Source organism: Pedobacter vanadiisoli (genome assembly GCF_042684385.1).
Taxonomy (GTDB): domain Bacteria; phylum Bacteroidota; class Bacteroidia; order Sphingobacteriales; family Sphingobacteriaceae; genus Pedobacter; species Pedobacter vanadiisoli.
Genome location: NZ_JBHULL010000011.1, coordinates 89,120 through 110,324, shown reverse-complemented (window position 1 = coordinate 110,324; position 21,205 = coordinate 89,120). Strand labels below are relative to the sequence as shown.

General features: G+C 39.4%; 21 protein-coding genes. 11 read left to right on the top strand and 10 right to left on the bottom strand.

Annotated elements, in window-relative coordinates; all coding sequences use genetic code 11:
* Nucleotides 1–2: 2 nt before the first annotated feature.
* Nucleotides 3–194 carry a hypothetical protein gene (locus tag ACFSR6_RS14900; RefSeq protein ID WP_379080214.1) on the top strand — a complete coding sequence of 64 codons (192 nt, stop codon included), beginning with the start codon at nucleotides 3–5 and terminating at the stop codon, nucleotides 192–194.
* Here ACFSR6_RS14900 and ACFSR6_RS14895 read toward each other — a convergent pair.
* Entirely contained in the window at nucleotides 181–1,263 is a 1,083-nt protein-coding gene (locus ACFSR6_RS14895; RefSeq protein ID WP_379080212.1) for an alkene reductase, read from the bottom strand. The genes ACFSR6_RS14900 and ACFSR6_RS14895 overlap by 14 nt on opposite strands.
* An 81-nt stretch (nucleotides 1,264–1,344) precedes the next feature.
* Between ACFSR6_RS14895 and ACFSR6_RS14890 the strand changes: the two genes are divergently transcribed.
* Complete coding sequence (locus ACFSR6_RS14890) at nucleotides 1,345–2,229, top strand: AraC family transcriptional regulator (protein WP_379080210.1); 885 nt, start codon at nucleotides 1,345–1,347, stop codon at nucleotides 2,227–2,229.
* Between the two features lie 174 nt (nucleotides 2,230–2,403).
* Complete coding sequence (locus ACFSR6_RS14885; RefSeq protein ID WP_379080208.1) at nucleotides 2,404–2,769, top strand: chorismate mutase; 366 nt, start codon at nucleotides 2,404–2,406, stop codon at nucleotides 2,767–2,769.
* Nucleotides 2,770–2,968: 199 nt separating this feature from the next.
* Here the strand turns inward: ACFSR6_RS14885 and ACFSR6_RS14880 are convergent, their stop codons facing one another.
* Together ACFSR6_RS14880 and ACFSR6_RS14875 are read right to left on the bottom strand one after the other, a co-directional pair.
* Nucleotides 2,969–4,045, bottom strand: coding sequence for an RICIN domain-containing protein (locus ACFSR6_RS14880; protein ID WP_379080206.1), 1,077 nt, complete (start codon nucleotides 4,043–4,045; stop codon nucleotides 2,969–2,971).
* A gap of 780 nt (nucleotides 4,046–4,825) precedes the next feature.
* Nucleotides 4,826–5,578 carry an SDR family NAD(P)-dependent oxidoreductase gene (locus ACFSR6_RS14875; RefSeq protein WP_379080204.1) on the bottom strand — a complete coding sequence of 251 codons (753 nt, stop codon included), beginning with the start codon at nucleotides 5,576–5,578 and terminating at the stop codon, nucleotides 4,826–4,828.
* 98 nt (nucleotides 5,579–5,676) lie between these two features.
* Between ACFSR6_RS14875 and ACFSR6_RS14870 the strand changes: the two genes are divergently transcribed.
* The 3 genes from ACFSR6_RS14870 (at nucleotide 5,677) to ACFSR6_RS14860 (ending at nucleotide 8,026) form a co-directional block, all read left to right on the top strand.
* Nucleotides 5,677–6,042 carry a winged helix-turn-helix transcriptional regulator gene (locus ACFSR6_RS14870; protein ID WP_379080202.1) on the top strand — a complete coding sequence of 122 codons (366 nt, stop codon included), beginning with the start codon at nucleotides 5,677–5,679 and terminating at the stop codon, nucleotides 6,040–6,042.
* Between the two features lie 125 nt (nucleotides 6,043–6,167).
* The gene (locus tag ACFSR6_RS14865) at nucleotides 6,168–6,473 is read left to right on the top strand and encodes a GNAT family N-acetyltransferase (RefSeq protein WP_379080200.1); all 306 of its coding nucleotides are present in this window, start codon (nucleotides 6,168–6,170) and stop codon (nucleotides 6,471–6,473) included.
* 137 nt (nucleotides 6,474–6,610) lie between these two features.
* The gene (locus tag ACFSR6_RS14860) at nucleotides 6,611–8,026 is read left to right on the top strand and encodes an alpha-L-fucosidase (RefSeq protein ID WP_379080198.1); all 1,416 of its coding nucleotides are present in this window, start codon (nucleotides 6,611–6,613) and stop codon (nucleotides 8,024–8,026) included.
* Nucleotides 8,027–8,168: 142 nt separating this feature from the next.
* On the opposite strand, the gene ACFSR6_RS14855 is transcribed toward ACFSR6_RS14860, so the two are convergent.
* From ACFSR6_RS14855 to ACFSR6_RS14845, 3 genes are all read right to left on the bottom strand, one after another.
* Nucleotides 8,169–9,014 carry an SGNH/GDSL hydrolase family protein gene (locus ACFSR6_RS14855; protein WP_379080196.1) on the bottom strand — a complete coding sequence of 282 codons (846 nt, stop codon included), beginning with the start codon at nucleotides 9,012–9,014 and terminating at the stop codon, nucleotides 8,169–8,171.
* A gap of 245 nt (nucleotides 9,015–9,259) precedes the next feature.
* Nucleotides 9,260–10,129 (bottom strand): 1-aminocyclopropane-1-carboxylate deaminase/D-cysteine desulfhydrase, encoded by an 870-nt coding sequence (locus ACFSR6_RS14850; RefSeq protein WP_379080194.1) that lies wholly within the window; start codon nucleotides 10,127–10,129, stop codon nucleotides 9,260–9,262.
* Nucleotides 10,130–10,301: 172 nt separating this feature from the next.
* Nucleotides 10,302–11,327: a DUF6588 family protein gene (locus ACFSR6_RS14845; RefSeq protein WP_379080192.1), complete on the bottom strand. Its 1,026-nt coding sequence runs from the start codon at nucleotides 11,325–11,327 to the stop codon at nucleotides 10,302–10,304.
* A gap of 102 nt (nucleotides 11,328–11,429) precedes the next feature.
* Between ACFSR6_RS14845 and ACFSR6_RS14840 the strand changes: the two genes are divergently transcribed.
* On the top strand, nucleotides 11,430–12,458 hold the full coding sequence (locus ACFSR6_RS14840) for an RluA family pseudouridine synthase (protein ID WP_379080317.1): 1,029 nt from the start codon (nucleotides 11,430–11,432) through the stop codon (nucleotides 12,456–12,458).
* 3 nt (nucleotides 12,459–12,461) lie between these two features.
* Nucleotides 12,462–13,301 (top strand): aminotransferase class IV, encoded by an 840-nt coding sequence (locus ACFSR6_RS14835; RefSeq protein ID WP_379080190.1) that lies wholly within the window; start codon nucleotides 12,462–12,464, stop codon nucleotides 13,299–13,301.
* Nucleotides 13,302–13,773: 472 nt separating this feature from the next.
* Here the strand turns inward: ACFSR6_RS14835 and fmt are convergent, their stop codons facing one another.
* Nucleotides 13,774–14,682 carry a methionyl-tRNA formyltransferase gene (fmt, locus tag ACFSR6_RS14830; protein WP_379080188.1) on the bottom strand — a complete coding sequence of 303 codons (909 nt, stop codon included), beginning with the start codon at nucleotides 14,680–14,682 and terminating at the stop codon, nucleotides 13,774–13,776.
* A gap of 92 nt (nucleotides 14,683–14,774) precedes the next feature.
* On the opposite strand from fmt, the gene ACFSR6_RS14825 reads away from it, so the two are divergent.
* Nucleotides 14,775–15,818 (top strand): DNA topoisomerase IB, encoded by a 1,044-nt coding sequence (locus ACFSR6_RS14825; protein WP_379080186.1) that lies wholly within the window; start codon nucleotides 14,775–14,777, stop codon nucleotides 15,816–15,818.
* Between the two features lie 31 nt (nucleotides 15,819–15,849).
* Nucleotides 15,850–17,709, top strand: a complete 1,860-nt coding sequence (locus ACFSR6_RS14820; RefSeq protein ID WP_379080184.1) for a PAS domain-containing sensor histidine kinase — start codon at nucleotides 15,850–15,852, stop codon at nucleotides 17,707–17,709.
* Nucleotides 17,710–17,736: 27 nt separating this feature from the next.
* On the opposite strand, the gene ACFSR6_RS14815 is transcribed toward ACFSR6_RS14820, so the two are convergent.
* Nucleotides 17,737–17,943, bottom strand: a complete 207-nt coding sequence (locus ACFSR6_RS14815) for a hypothetical protein (protein ID WP_379080182.1) — start codon at nucleotides 17,941–17,943, stop codon at nucleotides 17,737–17,739.
* Between the two features lie 133 nt (nucleotides 17,944–18,076).
* Nucleotides 18,077–19,345, bottom strand: coding sequence for an exo-beta-N-acetylmuramidase NamZ family protein (locus ACFSR6_RS14810; RefSeq protein ID WP_379080180.1), 1,269 nt, complete (start codon nucleotides 19,343–19,345; stop codon nucleotides 18,077–18,079).
* Nucleotides 19,346–19,492: 147 nt separating this feature from the next.
* On the opposite strand from ACFSR6_RS14810, the gene ACFSR6_RS14805 reads away from it, so the two are divergent.
* Nucleotides 19,493–20,746: an ABC transporter permease gene (locus ACFSR6_RS14805; protein ID WP_379080178.1), complete on the top strand. Its 1,254-nt coding sequence runs from the start codon at nucleotides 19,493–19,495 to the stop codon at nucleotides 20,744–20,746.
* A 55-nt stretch (nucleotides 20,747–20,801) separates the two neighbouring features.
* On the opposite strand, the gene ACFSR6_RS14800 is transcribed toward ACFSR6_RS14805, so the two are convergent.
* A complete protein-coding gene (locus tag ACFSR6_RS14800; protein ID WP_379080177.1) occupies nucleotides 20,802–21,203 on the bottom strand; it encodes a hypothetical protein in 402 nt (133 codons plus the stop codon).
* Between the last annotated feature and the right edge of the window lie 2 nt (nucleotides 21,204–21,205).

Below are 21,205 nucleotides of genomic sequence, written 5' to 3'. Positions count from 1 at the left end.
CGATGAGCCTGCTGAAAGCCCCCTTTTCCACTCACTACCCAACGGCTTTGTTGCCTATTTCCATTGCCTATTCCAGGGTGGATCATAAAACGACTTCTTCTTCCGTTCATCGTGCACTGCTTTTTTTATTTCTAAGAGGTATTTATGGAGTAACCAACCTGATTAACCAGGTGTTGCGCTTTAAAGTAATTTAATATAATCTATATAACCCTGGTCTCCACCATGATAAAAAGTAGATTCATCCCAACTTGCTAATGGTAGGCCATGATATATCCGTTCTGCCAGATCAGGATTTGAAATAAATAACCTGCCGAAAGCTACCAAATCCACAAGTTCAGTTTGTAATATTTCTTCAGCGGTTTTTACTGTGAAACCACCTGCCATTATAATCAGGTTTTTGAACCGCCTGCGGGCATCCTGCAAAAAATCCAAGGGAATGGATTGTGCTCCATTAATGACTTCGCTGGAAAAATGAACATAAAGAATATTTATTTTCTGCAATTCGTCCAGAATATATTGGTGTGTTGCAAGTTCTTCGGGATATGGCTTCAAATCATACAAGGCACGAAATGGTGAAAGCCTGACCCCAGTTTTATCTTTACCAATTGCATGAGCAACGCCATGGACAACCTCCAATAAAAATCTGCTTCTGTTTTCAATACTTCCGCCGTACTGGTCTGTCCTGAGGTTGCTATGCGGATTAATAAACTGGTCGATCAGAAAGCCATGTGCGCCATGTATCTCTACTCCATCGAAACCCGCATTTATGGCATTTATTGCAGCTTGTTTAAAAATGTTAACCCAATCAGGTATTTCAGTTGTTTTAATGGCAATCGGTATGGCCATGGGTTGGTATGTGCCATCTGGCAGATGGATAGTCTCTTTCACGCCTATTGCCGAAGGAGCAATCAAAGATTCTTCATTTTGAATAGATGGATGGCCTACGCGCCCGCCGTGAACCAACTGCACAAAAATTTTTCCACCTTTGGCATGAACGGCATCAGTAATTTTTTTCCAGGCTTGTATCTGCTTGTCATTGTAAATAGCAGGCGTATTTAATACTTCGCCTCCGTTGGATGCAACCAGGGTATTATCTGTAATCAATAAGCCGGCACTAGCCCTCTGTGCATAATAGGTGATCATGGATTCTCCGGGTATACCGTCAAGACTTGCCCTCCGCCTGTTCATCGGTGCCATTATTATTCTGTTGCGGAGCGAGAGCGATTGATGAAGAAATGGGGTTAATAATTTTTTCTGTTTCATTATTTTTTATTACAAATCTAAATCCAGGTACACCTTCTCAACAGGAATAAAAGTTGGTTTTCTTTGTATATTTGGAGGTTAATGAAAAGCAAGTATTTATACCGACCTTTTGAATTGCACGTTTCGGATATGGAGCATTGGCAAGAGCGCCCGCTAGTTTATCAATTCTTTGAAATCGTCCAAATCATCGAAGGCGAAGGCACGCGCATTGTCAATGAAAACAAATTTTCGTACCATAAGGGTAGTATCTTTTTATTCACGCCTTTAGATTGCAGGGGTTTTGAAAGTCGTACCCCAACACGGTTTTGTTCGATCCGCTTTTCGGAAGTTTTCCTTGAAAAATATAAAAACAAACAGGAAAAAGAGCAAATTGTAAAATGGCTGAAACAGCTTGAAAATATTTTTACACATCATAACCGTTTTAAGGCATTGTTGATCAGAGATGACGAAGATTGTGATATGGTTTCTATGTTAATTAAAAACATGACTGAAGAATACCATAAGAAGCCTTCTTATTACGAAGAAAACCTGCAACATTTCGTTACACTCATTTTAAATATTTTATCGCGAAATGTACTTCCCGAACCGTCCATAACCAGCCATATAAAGTTTGAAGAACCACTAATTAACAAAATGCTGGTGCATATTCATCAACACATTCACTGCCCGCAAAAACTAAAAATAAAACACCTGGCAGAGCAGTTTCACCTGTCTGCAAGCTACATCGGCGAATATTTTAAGAAAATCACCGGCGACAGCCTGCATTGTTATATTATGCAATACAAAATGAATTTGATTGAGCAACGATTAATTCATAGCGAACATACCATTGAACAAATAGCAGATGAGCTGGGGTTTTCGGATACGAGCCATTTAAGCCGGCAATTTAAAAAAGAAAAAGGAATGACGCCTGCAGGTTTTAGAAAAAGAAATATTGTTGGGGGCATCAGCTTGATTAAAAGTTAAACTATGCCTGTTATCCCTGGTGGTTTGGTAGGCAGTTCAAATTCTGATTTTTCAGCAAAAGTGATTATTCATTTTTTGTAGCGATAAAAACACTCACAGCTGTACTATGCCAATTTCATTACCAGCAATAATGCTCAAACATGTCCGTTTTTATAAATTGAAACCCTTTTAGCTATGAAAAAAAATACTATTTTAATGCTGATCATGACCGTTGCTGCATGTGGCTCAGCTGGAGCACAAGCAGTAGCTGCTAAGCCTCTTACGGTCTTAGAGATCAACAGAAAGATGATTGACTCCCTGGATAGTAAAATTATTGAAACGATAGCACTTAGAGAAAAACTCGTTAAGGAGATCGGAGAATACAAGGCCAAGAATAAAATACCTGCGTTACAAACCGCTCGCTTTCAGGAGGTATTGAATAATGCTGTTAAGGGTGGAATGCAGCAGGGTTTATCTGAGGAATTTGTTACCGAGCTCATGAATGCGATACACCGTGAAAGTCTTAGGATCGAAAGCAAAGCCGCAAATCATTCAAATTAATTTTTCAAATCAAAAATTCAGTTAAAAAAGCCACATCTAAACATATTTTAAATGTGGCTTTTTGTCGGTTTCGAACAAACTGTTTAAAAGAACCTTATTCTAAGGCATCTGTATTAGTGGCGTTAACTGTTCAAAAAACCTTCCCGATATTTAAAATCAAATACCGGGAAAGCCTTATCAAATAGTATCTGTTGCTGCTTTACATCCCGTCTGATCGCATAGCAAAAACTAATTTTACATGTCTGAAGGCATTTGCTTCGCTCCATTCATTATCATAGTTTAAGCCATAAGGCCAAAAATGACCGCCCCCTGTATGTATTGCCGCACTTTGACCATCAAAAATTTTAATGAGTGCAGCGGTATTGGCTCCCAAAAAGTCGCCTGTAGAGGTATTTGATGACCATCCACCGCTTATGCCAACTCCATAGGTATGCGCAATTTCGTGCATTGCCGTACGTACATTCTGGTAACTGGTATTAGCACCAAAACGGATATTGCCATTTGTGCTGCCATCAGCTGTAGGTACACCGGTATTGTATTCTACTGTGAGCGTGCGCGATGGCCAGTTAGCTCCTGCGTTATACCTCGCACAGGCATCATTCATGGCATTGGTAATGCGTGTAACCACATCTGCAGGTACGCCTGTGCTATTAAGTACCCAGCCCAATTGACCATTGGCGTTAACGGTTAGTAAAGACCATTGCTGGCTTTCTGTACCCGAGTAACTCCATTGTTCAACATTGGCGCCATTATCAATTGATTGGTTGGCTACATTAAGGTCTTTACCGCTGTTTCTGTTTACAATACGATAATAACCGTTGCCAAGTGAGGTAAATTGCCACTGCTGATTGGTTGCTCCACTGTAGGTGGATATATTTACGTTAGCTCCATCGGCTGTACCTGCCTGGTCTACCTGAAGCGCTTTGGAGCTATGTACACCAATAATCGAATAGTAGCCACCAGAAAGCAGCGTTAAGTTCCATCTCTGATTGGTTCCACCATTGCTGGCATATTGGGAAACATTTGAACCATCTGCAGTCTGAAATCCGCCAACATCAAGAATTTTCCCGCTTTTGCGGTTCACGATGTAGAAAGTACCGTTTCCTACAGATAAAGGAGTTTCGTTTGGAGGTATCGCACTCAGTTTTCCCTTTATGGAAAGGTCTTTGGTTGGGTCTGGATCCGGGAGGTCGCTTTTTCTGCAGCTGCCGGCAAGTAAAATCAGTCCGAGCATAAAGATGCTGATCAGGCCTGAAGTAAAGGATTTTGTTTTCATAAAGATTAGGTTAAGATGAATGAACACGCATATGTAAATGTTCGTTTGGTTATTTAAAGAGGACATATGCTACCCGTTTATACGGGCCACTCTTTTTTAGTTTGACATGTATTTGTTAAAGTGGTTTTAAATTGTTTTAAAGATCAGGTTTACAGCGATATAAGGCCGATAAGCCTGTTCCGGTGGTTAGGCAGTTTCTGAAGTTTTGTTATGAAGAGACTGAAGTAACAATTTGGCGTTTAGCGGGCTGTAATCAGATCGCTAAACTTGATTGAATGGTTAAATAGAATATGGCTCTTGGCAAAGCCTGATATTCTGTTGATCTTCAATTGGAGAAGAATTTCTAATTGCGAGGGTGATTTGGCGTTTTGCAGCATAATTTAGTTTTCATGATCGGTTAAACGGTTTTTTATCTCGGAGAACTGGTTATCGCATTTTATGCTTATAACCATCAACTATCCTTATGGTGAATAAAGGATAATCAGGATCTATCATATTTTATACTCGGTTAAAACAAATTAAGCACTAAAAAAGTGCTTGTAGTGAGGGGTAATCTAATAAAAATGAGGGGGTAAACTCTTTTTATTTTTGCGATGATGGCCATATTTTAAGTTTTTCATGCCAACCATAATTCTTCTAAATGTCTTTTTTTAAGTTTATTTTTTTCTTCAGTAAATAAACGGCAAAGAAAGGAGGAGTGATTTATAACATTTTTGACCTTAATCTCTCCTCCATCATTCGATATGTTGACCGATTAATTTTTTCTGCCTGTTTTAAGTATCAGAATGCTGAGCGTCTTGCTCCGCCATCTACCACCGAAACCGTTCCTGTTACATATTTGGCACGTGGTGAAACCAGGAAGACAGCCATATTGGCCATATCCTGTACCTCGCCAAAATCTTGCAAAGGTATTTCGCTTTCTGCATATTTCCGACGCTCATCGCCAGGAAAATAGGGGCGGATGTTTTCGGTATCGATAAGTCCGGGTTGCAAGCAGTTTACCCTGATTCCATATTTACCCAACTCACCGGCAAGCTGTTTAGACCACATGGCCACAGCGGCCTTGGCAACAGCCGAAACATTGAGCGAGCGTAACTCGTATGTACTGGTCAAATTGAGTATCACACCCTGCTTCCGGCTTATAAAATGTGGTAACAACGCTTGCGTGAGTAGCCTGGGGCGCTCAAAATCTAAGGCCATAGATCTGGTCCAGGGTTCTTCCGGCCCTGTTGCCTCTACTGGCTGACTTTGCCCCGCATTGTTAATGAGGATGTCGATATGACCAAGTGCCGCTAAAGCTGCGGTGGCAATTTTTTGTGGCGCATCAGGTGTTAGTAAATCCTGTACAAAAACAACAGGCGTAGGGCTTCCTTCTTCAACGATTTCACTGAGCAGGCTATCTAATGCTTGTTGGTTGCGGCCGGTGATCAAAACTTTTACACCTTCTTTTGCCAGTTCTTTTGCTATTGCTCTACCAATTCCTTTAGAGGCTCCGGTTATTAATGCTGTTTTTCCGGTTAAATATAAGTCCATATTTTCTTGTAATTAAAATGACCTTGCAATAATAACCCGCACCATGTATTTTTATAGCATGCACTACCACTTGTATGGTACAAACAAATTTGTAAGTAATGACGGCACGAAAAGAAAATTCGACTTATACCCTCAACGAAAAATTTATAATCGATTGCGATCTGACTTATGCGGCCAATAAAATAGGAGGGAGATGGAAAATTGTCATATTGGATAAACTTGGAACCCGAAAATTGAGGTTCAGCGAACTGAAAAAAGAATTCCCCTATATATCAGAAAGGATGCTGACCTTACAATTGCGTGCATTAGAGCAGGATGAACTGGTTAAAAGAACCGTTTATGCAGAGGTACCGCCGAGGGTAGAATATGAGCTAACTCCCATAGCACTGGAATTTCTTCCCATTTTTTGCCAGTTAAGTGCCTGGGGCAGGAAGAATAAAATGTTAAAGAACAATAGGGCATAAAACTTTAAAATATGATGATTGATGCAAAAAAATCTGCAGATATTAGTTACCTTTAATCGATTTAGCAGGCATTAAATGTTAAAATCAGTTGATACATATTTTAAGATTATATTGGGTTAAGTATTATGGCAGAAGTTAAGTTAAATATCCAAAAGGAAGGACCTAGCGCATTCGAACTTTATGATGAAGGTGAAAAATACGGAGAAATGGTTTTTGATATTCAGGGAGAAAATCTAACCGTTTATCATACCGAAATTGATCCTGAAAAAGAAGGTAAAGGTTATGCAAAACTATTACTTGATGCAATGGTAGATTATGTGCGCACCCATAAACTAAAGGTAATTCCACTCTGTCCATATGTGCATTTGCAATTCAGACGCCACGAAGAACTTTACGGAGATATCTGGAACAAAGTACGTGAAAACGATTAATCAGGAATAATTATTAAACCGAGTTGGGAAAGTTAAAATGATCAGGTATTTTGATCAGCATATGCTGTGCCATATCGTCAAAGAAGATTAACTTTACCGAAAACCTTTCAAATTCTTAAAACTATATTACGTACAAAATGAAACTCGTAACCATTCAGAAAAACGTTTTAGTAATTGTTTTTATGTTGTTTTCATTCGGAGCTTTTGCACAAAGCATGAATGCTGACGCATCAAAGAAACTAAATGCACTTCAACAGCAATTCGTTGATCTGCGCTTTGGCATGTTTATCCATTATAACATCCCAACTTACGCAAATGCAGATTGGCCTGATCCCGAAGCTTCTCCGAAATTGTTTAACCCCAAAAAGCTCGATGCAAACCAATGGGCTAAAGCGGCAAAATCGGCCAACATGAGCTACGGCTGTTTAACCACTAAACACCACAGCGGATTTTGTATATGGGATACCAAAAGCACCGATTATAATGTGATGAATAGTCCTTACGGAAAAGATGTGGTAAAGCAATTTACCGATGCTTTCCGGGCAAATGGATTAAAAGTAATGCTTTACTATTCTATTTTAGATACACATCATAAATTGAGACCCAACCAGATTACGCCGAAACATATCGATATGATTAAGCAGCAATTAACTGAGCTGTTAACCAAATATGGCAAAATTGAAGCCTTAATTATTGATGGTTGGGATGCACCATGGTCGAGAATCTCTTATGATGATGTGCCTTTCGAAGATATTTACACCTTAATTAAAACGTTGCAGCCCGATTGTTTGGTAATGGATTTAAACGGTGCAAAATACCCGTCAGAAGGGCTTTATTATACTGATATTAAAACTTACGAAATGGGTGCGGGCCAACGAATGCCCAAAGAAAGTAAAGTAATGCCAACGTTAGCCTGTTTGCCCATTAACACCTCTTGGTTTTGGAAAACCGATTTTCCAACCGTTCCGGTAAGAAAGCCTCACGAAATTGTAGATGGCTTAATTAAACCTTTAAATGCTGCAAGCTGTAATTTCATTCTAAATGTAGCACCAAACAGAGATGGTTTAATTGATGATAATGCACTGGCTGCCTTAAAAGAAGTGGGCCAATTATGGAAGAACGAAGGGCCAACCAAAGCACTCCCACCATTGGGTTTGCCGATTATTTCCAGTAACCTAGCCAAAAACCAGGCAAGCAATTCGAGCTGGAGCAACGATATGAACATTATGGATTTTGCAAATGATGATAGCTACAGGACATCCTGGGAATCGAACAGCGCCGTAACAAATCCCTGGTATGAAGTTGATTTTAAGAATGAAAAAGCTATTAATATGATTGTTGTAGCAGAACAAAAAGAAAACATCGACACCTATGCACTTGAATATTGGAATGGTGTGGAATGGAAAAAAGTTTTTGATGGGAAAAATGAAGACCGCATTAAAATTCATCGCTTCGATCGCGTTTGGGCCAGTAAAGTTCGCATCCGTATTACACATGCCAAAGAAACCCCATCAATTGCCGAATTTCAGGTTTTTAATGAACGTAGACCATAAAAGGAGACGATACCTTTGTAATAAGGATTAAATCAACAGAGAACGATTCAGAAAATCTTATTAGGAGGTCCTTCAGCGATGAGGGACCTTATTTATTCATGATCAGTGGTATTAACCTGGTTTACAATATGTTGCTTGGTGCTTACAAAACAGGATAATTTTTCTTAAAAAGCCTTACCAGGTTTTCTGCAATTACCTTATTGCCCTGATCAGAAGGATGCAAACCATCATAAGTCATTTTCACTGCATCTGAGGGATAAGGATAATCATCTTTTTTTGGATTATAGGGAATGGAAGCAGATTCCGGATATTTATAGTTTTGGTATGCTCCTGTTGAAGGGTTTTTCAGTCTTTTAAATTTAACTGCTTTTTCAAGTTTGAGTCTTCGGTTATGATACAAGTCAACCACAGGGAAATTTTCATGTTTGGCTATTTCGATAATGGCATTGGCAAACATTTCTAAAGTCTGCCCGTTTTTTGCCTTATAAGACCCAAACGCATTATTGTTGGCATCGGCTATATATACAAAATCATTGCGCTGTATAGGTGTAATCACTACAATTTTAGCATTCGGGTTTAAACTCCTGATTTTATCGATAATGACGCGATAAGCACCACAGGTAGTGCCTGTTCCGGTGTTGTTAATATAATCGTTTAATGAACCTACCGGAATGCCGGCCCACCAATCGTTTGTGCCCAGAAAAACCGAATATAGGTCTGATTGAACAATGCCCAGCTTGTTGATCTCTTTCGCAATGCCAACCGTTGTCCAGCCATTATGGCCCTGGTTAATATAGCTGATGTTAGGCAAACGGTCTTTAACCCGGTCGAGATAGCCTTTTTTTACGCGGTTACGCGTTTCATTTAAATGATTGTTAAGGTAGGTAATGGAATCGCCTATGGCCGTCCATTTAATTTCTTTTGCAGGGGTAAACGAAAAATTAATAATCAGGATGAATAAAAGTGATTTAAAGGTTTTTTTGTTCATGTCGCGTTAAAAATCATAGTTAATCCACAGGTGAAGATCAGCTATGAATTTAGTAGAAAATTTTAAATTTTTGAAGCAATTGGTCTTTTTAAAACAGATACATGGATTTAGCCTCAAACATCTATTTTTTTGAGGTACTGGTCGATTTTTATCTAAACTTACAGGGTAGTCTTGTATATTTATATGAATTCAGCAATTATTAAAGGTTAAATAATTTAAAGGGAGCAGAAATGCCCCCTTTTTATTTAAAATTTATCTTTCATCCCAAAAAGCCCCATTAATCCTCCGGTATGAATGGCGAGGACCTTTTCATCCTTATCGATAACTCCCTGTTTCTGTAAATCGATAATGGCATAAAACATTTTTGCGGTATAAACAGGATCTGAAAGTAAGCCGGTTTGTGCGGTAAAGTTTTTAATAAAACCGACGAGTTCGGGGGTAGTTTTGGCGTAACCGCCGAAATGATAATCCTGATGTAGTTTCAACTGATCGGAAAATGGGGTGTATTGCTCTATTTCATCTTTAATAAACGAGCCGCCTTTTAACACAGGAATAACATGCAGCTGGGTATTTAATCCTTGTTGCCGAATTCCTTTTAACAATCCTGCAGCAGTTGTACCGGTTCCGGCAGCACAGAAAATATGATCGTATGTTTCGGTTAATTCTTCTATAATTTCTGCACAGCCAATTATTGCTTCCTCTGAAGCTCCACCTTCATCAATAAAATAAGCATAGGTATCATTGGCAAAATGTTGCTCAAACAACCTGTGTTTATCGCGGTAACTTTCACGGTCGGTAAAAATGAGCCTCATCCCAAATAAACTGCATAGCAGTAACATCTCGTTTTTTACTTCTTCACCGCGTACAAAAGCTGTTGATTTTAATCCCGATCGTGATGCCGCGGCAGCAGTAGCCACAAGGTGATTGGAATAAGCGCCACCAAAAGTAACCAGGTGTGTTTTGTGATCTGCTTTGGCCTTCGCTAAAATATATTTGAGCTTGCGCCATTTATTGCCAGAAATATAAGGATCAATAAGATCATCCCTTTTAACAAATAAATTGCTGAAAGGGGTAAACACTATTTTTTGTACCGGACTATATATTTCTTCGAACACGACGTGTAAAAATAAAAAGAGTTTGTATCATAAATTGTAATTCAATTGAATTTGTCATGTTGAGCTTGTCGAAACACCTTGTAAGGCATTTAAAACAGGTCCTTCGACAAGCTCAGGATGACAATCGGTATTAATGATACAACCTCTTAAGCATCAATATATTCGAAAATTATTATTTACCTATGCCGAAGCCAAAGCCTGCATTAACCATACTGTATTTGGCCTGGGTGTACGAACCATAAAATTTAAAAAAGCCAAATTTCAGCTGAAAACCTAAACTTCCCCTTATCCCATCAATATCGGTTTGTTTCACCGAGATCGGATCAACATAGGTTGCATTGCTTCCGCCATCTTCGAATTTATAAGTGCCGAGAGCTTTTAAGTTGGTGTTCGACGTTTGGTAACCAATACTGGCAAAAGGGGTAAAAAACACGATTTTCTTAGAAATGATGGCATCAAAATTTACCCCGTTGAATTTGGCATCAATACGCTGATCAGAGTTTGAGGTATTATTGATGTTCAAAGGCAGATGATATTTGTACTGGGTAAATCCCCCGGCAATTGCGATATCTACAGGCACTAGCTTTTCGGTAGATCCGATAAACAATGGTAATAATTCGACCTTTGCACCGAATCCGATCATCGATAAATTTCCCAAATCGCTGCCTAATTTAATCTTTGGCATTGCCCTTAAGGTAACATCGATGTTTTTGGGTAAGCCCAAAGTAGCCTGTATTTGCGAAGAAGGTACTACATGGAAACCCACGCCCTGTGGCAGGTTGAAGAATTTATTGGTTGGAATTCCACTGCTTGTATAAATCTGCATTTTACCACCTTCGTGGTCATCGCCAAAGGCAGTAGGGCCTATAGATGATGCCCCAGGGGCAGGTTTAATATTGCTTAAGCCCAGTGTATTTACATCGTAGCTTCTGGCCGATTGCGGAACAAAAGCTGCTGAAGCGGAAATACGGACATCAAATTTTAGAAACCCTTTCGATTTGGCGGTGTTCGACCATCCATCGGTTAACCCCAAACCCAAACCTTTGTATAAAGGATCAAAATAGGCATTAACCAGCTTGGTCGCGTCAGCTGGCCCACCAACAAATAGTCCACCAACATCTTGTTGAGCACTTGCTTTTTGAGCCACTACCAATAAAAATAAGGCAACTAAGGCCTTTAAAGCGTAACATTTTTTCATATAAATAAATTAGGATGATTTGATTGTATTAAAGATAGGGTTGTTTTTTCGAAAACGCTAATCATTAAAAAATTCTTGAAGTTAAAAGTTTATTTTTGCAGCATGGAAAATGTGGCCGAATTGCAGGAATCAGAAGAGCAGGAATTATATGAACATTTAAAAATAATTGTTGATAAGGGGCAGTCTCTGTTGCGTATCGATAAATTTTTGATGGTACGTGTAGAAAATGCCTCCCGAAACCGCATTCAAAATGCAATTGATGCAGGAAATGTACTGGTAAACCAAAAGCAGATCAAAGCAAGTTATAAGGTTAAACCTTATGATGAAATATCTATTGTTTTACCTCATCCGCCGCGCGACACTGAAGTTTATCCTGAAGATATCCCACTGGATATTGTTTACGAAGACAGCGATTTGCTTGTGGTAAATAAGCCTGCCGGAATGGTGGTACACCCTGGTTTTAATAATTATACCGGTACGCTGGTTAACGCTTTGGCATTTCATTTCGAGCAGCTGCCCCAGTTGCCGGGTAATGATGGCAGACCAGGATTGGTTCACCGCATTGATAAGGATACCTCTGGTTTATTGTTGATCAGTAAAAATGAAAAATCAATTACACACCTGGCACGTCAGTTTTTCGATCACAGCATTACCCGCAGGTATATTGCTTTGGTTTGGGGCGATATTGAAAACGATGGAACGGTAACCGGTTACATCGGTAGGAGTGCCAAAGACCGCCGTGTAATGGATATTTACGATGATGAAGAAAAAGGCAAATGGTCGGTAACGCATTATAAAGTGCTAAAACGCCTTGGTTATGTAACTTTGATCAGCTGCGAGCTTGAAACCGGCCGTACGCACCAGATCAGGGCACATATGCAACACATTGGCCACCCGCTTTTTAACGATGCCATGTACGGGGGCGATAAGATTTTAAAAGGAACCACGTTTAATAAATATAAACAGTTTGTAGATAATTGTTTCGAGCTGTTGCCCCGTCAGGCTTTACATGCGCAAAGTTTGGGCTTTATTCACCCCACCAATAAAGAGTATATGTATTTTGAATCGCCATTGCCTCCTGATTTTAAAGCTGGCTTAACCAAATGGGAAAATTATATCGCTACATCATAAAATATGCTTCAGGAGTACCTTTTATTTAATGATGAATTTCGGGCGGTAGATTCCCCGATTTTAACTGCTTCCAATAGAAGTTTCAAATTTGGCGATGGATTGTTCGAAAGTATGCGGATGATCAATAATAAACTGCAATTTGCAGACTTACATGCAGATAGGTTAACATCAGGTATGAAGGCGCTCAAAATCGACGGCCATGCTTTGATGGACGATTATTTTCTGCGTCAAAAAACCGCCGATCTTACCAAACGCAATAAATGGAACGGCAATGTCCGCTTTCGCCTTTCGGTTTACAGGGGCGGAGCAGGTGTTTACACGCCCGAAACCAATAAAGCAGGTTATGTTTTAGAAGGCATTCCCTTAAAAGCATCTGCCTATGAGTTGAACAGCAAAGGTTTAATCATTGATGTTTTTGATGAAATGACCAAACCCGTTAATAAGCTCTCAAATTTTAAAACAGCCAATGCGCTGCTTTATGTAATGGCCGGGCTTTTTAAAAGCCAGAACCGCCTGGATGAAGCGATGATCCTGAACCAACACGGTTTCCTTTGCGAAAGCATCAGTGCCAATGTTTTTGTAGTGTATAACAAACAGATTTATACCCCTTCACTCGCTGAGGGTTGTATTGGAGGTGTAATGCGTACAGCCATTATGCAGTTATGTAAAATGAACAACATCTCTTTAATCGAAGCACAGATCAACCCCGAGATTTTAAAAGAAGCCGAAGAAGTTTTCATTACCAATGCCACGCAAGGTATTCAATGGGTAATGGGCTACGGCAGGAAACGCTACTTTAACGAGGTATCGAAGTTTTTGATTGAGAAACTGAATGCTATTTAGTTTATTTGCCATTAGTTATTAGTTCATTGGGATTTAGTTGCCTGATTTGATTGGCTATTCCAAAATGCCAAGATTCAGATAGGAAGCGTGGCGGAACAGAGGCCCATAGTTTAAGCCTCCTTTTTTTAGGAAAGCAAAGCTAGTGGTGCTTCGGTTGCGGTAATCCCGCCCTTTGCTTAATCCCGATAAAATTACTTCATAAGATAAACCGTTCTTAATCGGGGTAACGCTGCCGGTCGGGTTTATTTAACAATGAACAGTTATCCCAAAAACAACGCTAAAGCGGTTAATTGTTGTCAGTTCCCGGCTATTATTTACTATGAATCGTTTGCCGCCGAATGTAACGATGAATTCCTTGCCGATAAGCACCTGGTAAATTGCATTGTAAAGATCCTTCATTACATTCAGGATGACATATAATCCATTGTAACTTATTCAACTTCGGACTCCAGACTAATGACTTCAGACTAGCCTACAACCGCATTCCCCTTAGAAAATCTTCAATCAACATACGCTTTTTGCCTTCGTATTGAATGTCTAACAGCTTAATGAAACCATCTTTAGCGGCAAATTTTAAATAAGTTTTACCGTCGGTTAAAAAATCTCCTGCTGTAATGTCCGGCGTTTTGTCTTCTATTTCGGCTTTAAATACTTTTAAAGTCTTATCCTTTAATAGGGTAAAAGCGGTTGGGTAAGGGCTTAACCCACGGATTAAATTATAAATGGTTTGCGCCTGATTATTCCAGTTAATTTTACAATCTTCTTTAAAGATCTTTGGTGCATGTTTTAAGTCAGCTTTTTGCGGCTGAGGCTGCTCCTTCACTTCACCAGCCTCAATAGCACGAACGGTTTTAACCAAAAGTTTAGCACCAACAACCATCAGTTTATCGTGCAGATCGCCAGCTGTTTCATCAGCAGCAATGGCAACACTGTCGCTCATAATGATATTGCCTGTATCAATTTCCTCTTTAAGGAAAAAGGTAGTTACACCACTTTCTTTTTCGCCGTTTATAATGGCATGATTAATCGGAGCTGCACCGCGGTATTGTGGCAATAACGAACCATGTAAGTTAATGGTACCCCTGGCAGGCATGCTCCAAACCACTACTGGCAGCATCCTAAAGGCTACTACCACCTGCAGATCGGCCTGATAAGATCTGAGTTCTTCAATAAATTCAGGGTTTTTTAATTTTTCCGGTTGTAAAACGGGGATCCCTTTTTCCAGCGCATATTTTTTTATTGCACTTTCATTTAGCTTCTGGCCTCGGCCGGCAGGTTTATCGGGAGCAGTAACTACTGCAACTATTTCGAAATTGGCTTGCACCAGCGCATCTAAAGAAGCCACGGCAAAATCGGGGGTACCCATAAAAACTATTTTCATAAAGAAAGTGTTGTGTTTCTAAAAATAACGTGGATACCCACGCTAAAGTTTTGCAAAATAACTAAAAATAAACCCATACTTATAGGCAAAAAATGGTACAAGGCAAAGATGTTGTTAAAGCTAGTGGATTGGTGTACGTAAACGATGGCATGCCTGGGATTTACCGAAAAGGCAAGCCTGGTAAATTTTATTACGAAGATAAAAATGGAGATAAAATTACCGATGAAAAGCACCTCGACCGGATCAAAGCCCTGGTTATTCCGCCTGCATGGCAAAACGTATGGATTGCCAATAAACCCAATGCTTATTTGCAGGTTACAGGTATTGATGCAGCTGGCAGAAAACAATATAAATACCATCCAAAATGGACCAGCCGCCGTTCCGAAGACAAATATTTCCGCCTGCTTGAATTTGGCAAAGCCCTGCCCAAAGCGCGTAAAAACCTGCAGAAAGACCTGCGCCGAAAAGATTTTGACGAACGTAAGGTATTGGCCATTTCGGTTGATGTACTCCAGAAAACACTGATCCGTGTGGGCAACGAAAGCTATAAGCAATTATATGGCTCTTTTGGCTTAACTACCCTTAGAAATAAGCATGTAAAAATAAACGGTAATAAAATTATCATGGATTTTGTAGGTAAAAAAGGAGTTCAGCAAAAAGTAGAATTAAATGACCGGTCGCTCGCAAAGTTGATCAAGAAATGCAAGGATATACCGGGGCAGGAACTTTTTCAGTTTTACACCAATGGCAACGAACACAAAAGCATCGATTCGGGTAAAATAAATGCCTACATTAAAGAAATTACGGGCGATGATTTTACGGCAAAAGATTTCAGGACCTGGGGAGGCACGCTCGAAGCCCTGCGGCAGTTTGCCCAGTGCCAGACTAACGAAAATGCCGGTTTAAACAGTAAAAAAGCAATTGTTGCAGTTTTAGACTGCGTTGCCAAAAAATTGGGTAATACCCGTGCAGTATGTAAAAGTTCGTACGTTTACCCGCTTTTGCTCACAGCTTACGAGAACAATCAACTGGAAAAATACCTGAAGAAGATGAACAATAATTCGCTTAAAGGAAAAGTGAATTTGGAGCACAACGAAAAAGTTTTATTATCTTTTTTAAAATCGGGTAGTAAGTAAAAAAGCAATTATATTTGTTTTTTTAACTTTTATGCAAATTAACCTCGACGATTCAACCAATATTTTTAACACGCTTATAGAAGAGTCTCCAATGCCCATTGCACTCTATATTGGCGAAGATATGGTTATTCAGGTGGCCAATAAGGCTATGCTTAAAGCCTGGGGAAGAGATGCATCGGTAATAGGTAAAAAATTGGCGCTGGCCCTGCCAGAGTTAAAAGGTCAGCCCTTTCTGAATATCCTTAAACAGGTAAGAAATACTGCCGTGGCTTACGAAGCCAAAGAAGATAAGGTCGTACTTTTAAATGATAATGTACTCCAAACCTTCTATTTCGATTTTATTTATAAACCGCTAATGGATACCGACGGAAAGGTTTGGGGCATTTTAAATAATGCCACCGACGTAACCGAACTGGTAAAAGCCAAGTTTAAAGTAGAGCAAAGTGAGGCCCTGTTCAGGCAAATGATCTACGATGCGCCTGTGGCCATAGGAATTTTGAGGGGCAGAGATTTCATTATAGAAGATGCCAACGACGATTTATTAAAGATTTGGGGAAAAACCAAAGCTGTAATCGGGTTAAAACTTTTAGACGGATTGCCTGAAATTATTGATCAGCCTTTTCCTGAACTTTTACTTCAGGTTTATGATAGTGGAGTCGCCCATTTTGGTTACGAAACCATGGCCAGATTGGAGCGGGATGGGGTTTTGGGCGATTTTTATTTCAACTTTGTTTACGATCCGATTTTTGGCCAGGATGGCCAGGTTTCTGGTATTATGGTGGTTGCCAACGAAATTACTTTACAGGTTATTTCAAAAATGGAAGCGGCTAAAAGCGAACAACGTTTTCGTAGTGTACTCCATGATATACCCATAGCCACCGCTTATTATGAAACTGAAAATATTATCATCAAACTGGCCAATGATGAAATGCTGCGTTTTTGGAGTAAGGATAAAAGTGTGATCGGTAAAACCGTTGAGGAGGCTATACCTGATTTAAACCTACAGCCGTTGATCGGTATTTTAAAAGAAGTGTACCGCACCGGAATTGCCTATCATGCCGATCAGGAAGAAGTTCGTTTAATGGTTGGGGATCAGGAAGAAAAGCGTTGGTTTAACTTTACGTACAAGCCGCTTAAAGATTCGAATGGTGAAGTATACGCCATTATTCATGCTGCAATGGATGTTACCAGGCAAGTACAGTTACAACAGCAGAAAGACGAATTTTTGGGGATTGCCAGCCACGAATTAAAAACACCGGTAACCAGTATTAAAGCTTATGCCCAGGTGCTCGAACGCATGATCAGAAATGAAGGTGATGAGAAAAAGGCAAATATGGTTCGTAAAATGGATGGGCAGTTAAACCGGCTAACCGGACTGATCGGTGATTTATTGGATGTTACTAAAATTCAATCGGGCAAAATGACTTTTAACCCCGTAGAATTTGATTTTGATGCGGCGGTTGAAGAAATTACAGGAGAAATGCAGCACATCAGTTCTAAACACAGAATTATTTGCGATTTAACCAGCAGGGCGGTTGTTTATGCCGATAAAGAGCGTATTGGCCAGGTAATAACCAATTTCCTGTCTAATGCAATTAAATACTCAACCGATGCTGATGAGGTAGATGTAGCAACATTTACCCATAATGACGAAGTTATTTTAAGCGTTAAGGATTATGGCATCGGGATTTCTGAGGATATGCAACACCTGGTGTTTGATCAGTTTTACCGCGTAGGCGGCAATTTACAACACACTTATCCCGGTTTAGGCTTAGGACTCTACATTTCGGCCGAAATTATTAAAAGTGAGGGTGGCAGAATCTGGGTAGAAAGTACCGCCGGACAGGGCGCCACGTTTTTCTTTGCGTTAAAAATAAGATCGTTCAGATAATACACTTGCTGCCTCCTGACAAATTATTTACGCTTTTGGGGCTTTCTTTATCGGGTGTACTGGTTGCTCTTCGTTTTCACGCTGTTTAGCCGGATTATTCGTCCTGACAGGCTTATTGGGTAAACTGTCGTTTTCTTTTCTTACTGTTTTGTGGTCAATAGGCTCCCTCCCTTTAGGTACTTCCTGCTGGTAGTTACTCCCTGGTTTATCGCTTTTAATTTTCGGACCGCTCATAGCTAAAATGATTGAATTTTGAATGGTACAATGCTTATTAATTATAGATAATAACAAACCTCAATCTGTTAAGTTTGAAAATATTGCAAAGGCCATTCAATCATTTAGTCATTCAATCCCTCTTATTTAATAATTAATCGTAAAGCAAATATTTCTTACGCATAGCTTTATACCTGCTCAGGCCTGGTTCCCAGCTAGCCCTAATTTCAGCTTCACTTTTTCCATCAATTACCTGCTGCCTGAAATCGGCCACACCCACCAATCTTTCAATTGTACCCATTTCTTTGCTCAATTTGCTGTTGAAGAAATCCTCTTTCCGTGGTGATGCATTGTACAATTCAATTAACCAGCTGATGTTAACCTGTTTTGATTTAACCAGTTTGGAGGTATCGTAATTTCTCAGATCCAGTCCATAACACACCTGATCCTGAAATAATGGCGTTTCTGACATACCCTTTATACTTTTTGGTGTAAAACTGAAATCGAATTTTCCTTTAAGGTAGGGGGCACCAATTATGGTGAAAGGGAACATGGTACCACGGCCATGGTTTAAATAAGTGCCTTCGAACAAACAGGTTGAGGGGTAAAGCAGAATGGCCTGCTGTGTGTTTAGGTTTGGAGAAGGTTTAACCGGTAAAGTGTAGGGCATATCGTGGCTATAATTCGCATTTTTGATAATGGTGATCTTACATTTTACCTTATCTTTTAACCAGCCTTCGCCGTTTAGCATCTGTGCATATTCGCCAACGGTTAAACCATGCGCAATTGGAATGGGCTGTATACCAATACCCGATTTAAATTTAGGATCTAAAATTGGCCCGTCAATCAGATAGCCGTTCGGGTTAGGACGGTCTAAAATCAACAGCGGTTTATTATTTACCGCACAGGCTTCCATTACATGCTGTAAGGTATTAATGTAAGTATAAAAACGGACACCAACATCCTGAATATCAAAAACCATAATATCAATATCGGCCAAATCTTCGGCTGTAGGTGTACTATGCTTGCCATAAAGTGAAATGGCCTTAATGCCCGTTTTGGTATCTACATCGTCATTAACTGTAACACCTGCACTTGCATTTCCCCTGAAACCATGTTCAGGGCCAAATATCTTCTGAATTTTAATGCCCCGCGCTAAAAGGCTATCAACAGAGGTTTGTCCACCTATAACCGATGTTGGGTTAACCACCATACCCACACGTTTTCCTTTCAGTAAAGGAAGGTATTTTTCGGTCTGCTCGGCACCGGTTTTAATTGCAGATGGTAATTTTGCAGTTTTAATCATCAGTTTTCTGTTTTCAGGACTTTTTTTCCCGAGCTCCCCCTGTTCAGGTGGTTTGGACTGTCCGCAGGCCGATAAGGCGACTAAACTAATTAAAGCAAAGCTGATGTAATTTTTCATTTCAGTATTATTTTAACCTCCTTGCATTATAACAAAACAATTTACGGCCTATTGCAATTATGGTATGGGTTGTTTTCCTGTTATAACTTAACGATTCAAGTTTAAAGTTGGTTATTTATTTTCGAAAATGCCATTTTTAAAAAGGAATTGAGCATTTTTGTTACTTACAAATTGATTAAATTGAATTTCGAATATTTCATAGCCGGGCGGATAGCCATTAAATCTGAGCGCACCTTTTCAAAACTCATCGTCCGCATCGCAATAGCAGGTGTGATGCTGAGTCTGGCTGTTATGATTCTTTCTATAGCCATTATTAAAGGCTTTAAAACTGAAATCAGGGATAAAGTAAGGGGATATTTAGGCGATATACAGATTACCCGTTACGATCTGAACAATTCATTTGAGCATTCGCCATTTGTATTTGATGAAGAAACAAAAAAAATGCTCAAAAACGATCCCGACATTGAATATTATTATCCTTTTGCCACCAAACCCGCCATCCTTTCGGCCAATAACGAAATTGAGGGCATTAATTTTAAAGGAATAGACAAAAATTACAGGTGGGATTATATTAAAAAGCACCTGATCAGCGGAACCATCATCAATTTTTCTGACAGTACGGTAGCCATGCAGGAACTGCTGATATCGAATTATACAGCTAATCGTTTAAAACTCAAAACAGGCGATGATTTTATCATGTATTTTGTTCAAAACCAGTTACGGCCACGTAAATTTAAAATTGTAGGTATTTATGATATTGGTGTAGAAGATATTGATAAGGGCTTTGTGCTGGGCAACCTGAACATCATTAAACGCCTGAACAATTGGGATGCTAACGAAATTGGAGGTGTCGAAATCAGGATTAAGGATTTTAACAGGCTTAAGCCCAGTGCCGATAATATTTATGAAAAGCTTCCGCGTAATCTGCGCTCGTATTCTATTGAAGAAAATTTTCCTAATATCTTTACCTGGTTGGGCCTTCTTGATGTAAATACAAAAGTACTTTTAATCCTGATGCTCATTGTAGCCGTAATTAATATGATTACTGCCTTATTGATCATGATTTTAGAAAAAACAAATATGATCGGTATGCTCAAGTCTTTTGGGGCCGGTAACTGGAGCATTATGAAAATTTTCCTTTACAATGCAGCTTATTTAATTGGTATTGGCTTATTACTTGGGAATATTCTTGGTTTGGGACTTGGTTTTTTACAACAAACCACCCACATTTTTAAACTTAACCAGGCTTCTTATTTTTTAGCTTATGCACCAATAGAATTTCATTTTATCGATGTATTATTGCTTAATATTGTTACAATAGTAGTGTGTTTAACAGTTTTGATTGTTCCTTCACTATTAATCAGCAAGGTTTCTCCGCTAAAGGCCATCCGGTTTAAATAAGGAAAAAACTTGGGACACCGGACAGATCATTTCCGATGCCCAAGCAAACCTAAACTTAAGTTCTTGTTAACTCAATCTTCACCGTTTGTGTAATATCACCTTTCTGAAGCTGGGGATAGGGGGTAACGTCGATTAATTTCATCGAATAAGTTATACCGTTAATTTTAACCTTTGCTGCACTTTCTAATGTGCCACAAACTCCTTTGCATAAGGTAATTTCCTGGTCAATATTATCGGCTGTTAATTTGAAATGTGCCCGTACGCCTCCGGCGCTAATGCAATCAGCATTAATGGGGCACCGGCTATCGTTGATTGATTTTAATAGTAATGTAGATGTACCAATTGATTTTGAGGTGTTGATTTTAAAATCATAATTCGTGGTTATGCTTTCAGATGTCTTCTCACATCCAAAAGCAAACACAGATAATACTATAAAGAAGGAAATTAAATTTTTCATGG

What these genes read in the sequence shown, in the direction of transcription:
- ACFSR6_RS14900 (WP_379080214.1), top strand. Translation starts at nt 3, where the DNA reads ATGAGCCTGCTGAAAGCCCCCTTTTCCACTCACTACCCAACGGCTTTG.
- ACFSR6_RS14895 (WP_379080212.1), bottom strand. Translation starts at nt 1,263, where the DNA reads ATGAAACAGAAAAAATTATTAACCCCATTTCTTCATCAATCGCTCTCG.
- ACFSR6_RS14890 (WP_379080210.1), top strand. Translation starts at nt 1,345, where the DNA reads ATGAAAAGCAAGTATTTATACCGACCTTTTGAATTGCACGTTTCGGAT.
- ACFSR6_RS14885 (WP_379080208.1), top strand. Translation starts at nt 2,404, where the DNA reads ATGAAAAAAAATACTATTTTAATGCTGATCATGACCGTTGCTGCATGT.
- ACFSR6_RS14880 (WP_379080206.1), bottom strand. Translation starts at nt 4,045, where the DNA reads ATGAAAACAAAATCCTTTACTTCAGGCCTGATCAGCATCTTTATGCTC.
- ACFSR6_RS14875 (WP_379080204.1), bottom strand. Translation starts at nt 5,578, where the DNA reads ATGGACTTATATTTAACCGGAAAAACAGCATTAATAACCGGAGCCTCT.
- ACFSR6_RS14870 (WP_379080202.1), top strand. Translation starts at nt 5,677, where the DNA reads ATGACGGCACGAAAAGAAAATTCGACTTATACCCTCAACGAAAAATTT.
- ACFSR6_RS14865 (WP_379080200.1), top strand. Translation starts at nt 6,168, where the DNA reads ATGGCAGAAGTTAAGTTAAATATCCAAAAGGAAGGACCTAGCGCATTC.
- ACFSR6_RS14860 (WP_379080198.1), top strand. Translation starts at nt 6,611, where the DNA reads ATGAAACTCGTAACCATTCAGAAAAACGTTTTAGTAATTGTTTTTATG.
- ACFSR6_RS14855 (WP_379080196.1), bottom strand. Translation starts at nt 9,014, where the DNA reads ATGAACAAAAAAACCTTTAAATCACTTTTATTCATCCTGATTATTAAT.
- ACFSR6_RS14845 (WP_379080192.1), bottom strand. Translation starts at nt 11,327, where the DNA reads ATGAAAAAATGTTACGCTTTAAAGGCCTTAGTTGCCTTATTTTTATTG.
- ACFSR6_RS14840 (WP_379080317.1), top strand. Translation starts at nt 11,430, where the DNA reads ATGGAAAATGTGGCCGAATTGCAGGAATCAGAAGAGCAGGAATTATAT.
- ACFSR6_RS14835 (WP_379080190.1), top strand. Translation starts at nt 12,462, where the DNA reads ATGCTTCAGGAGTACCTTTTATTTAATGATGAATTTCGGGCGGTAGAT.
- fmt (WP_379080188.1), bottom strand. Translation starts at nt 14,682, where the DNA reads ATGAAAATAGTTTTTATGGGTACCCCCGATTTTGCCGTGGCTTCTTTA.
- ACFSR6_RS14825 (WP_379080186.1), top strand. Translation starts at nt 14,775, where the DNA reads ATGGTACAAGGCAAAGATGTTGTTAAAGCTAGTGGATTGGTGTACGTA.
- ACFSR6_RS14820 (WP_379080184.1), top strand. Translation starts at nt 15,850, where the DNA reads ATGCAAATTAACCTCGACGATTCAACCAATATTTTTAACACGCTTATA.
- ACFSR6_RS14815 (WP_379080182.1), bottom strand. Translation starts at nt 17,943, where the DNA reads ATGAGCGGTCCGAAAATTAAAAGCGATAAACCAGGGAGTAACTACCAG.
- ACFSR6_RS14810 (WP_379080180.1), bottom strand. Translation starts at nt 19,345, where the DNA reads ATGAAAAATTACATCAGCTTTGCTTTAATTAGTTTAGTCGCCTTATCG.
- ACFSR6_RS14800 (WP_379080177.1), bottom strand. Translation starts at nt 21,203, where the DNA reads ATGAAAAATTTAATTTCCTTCTTTATAGTATTATCTGTGTTTGCTTTT.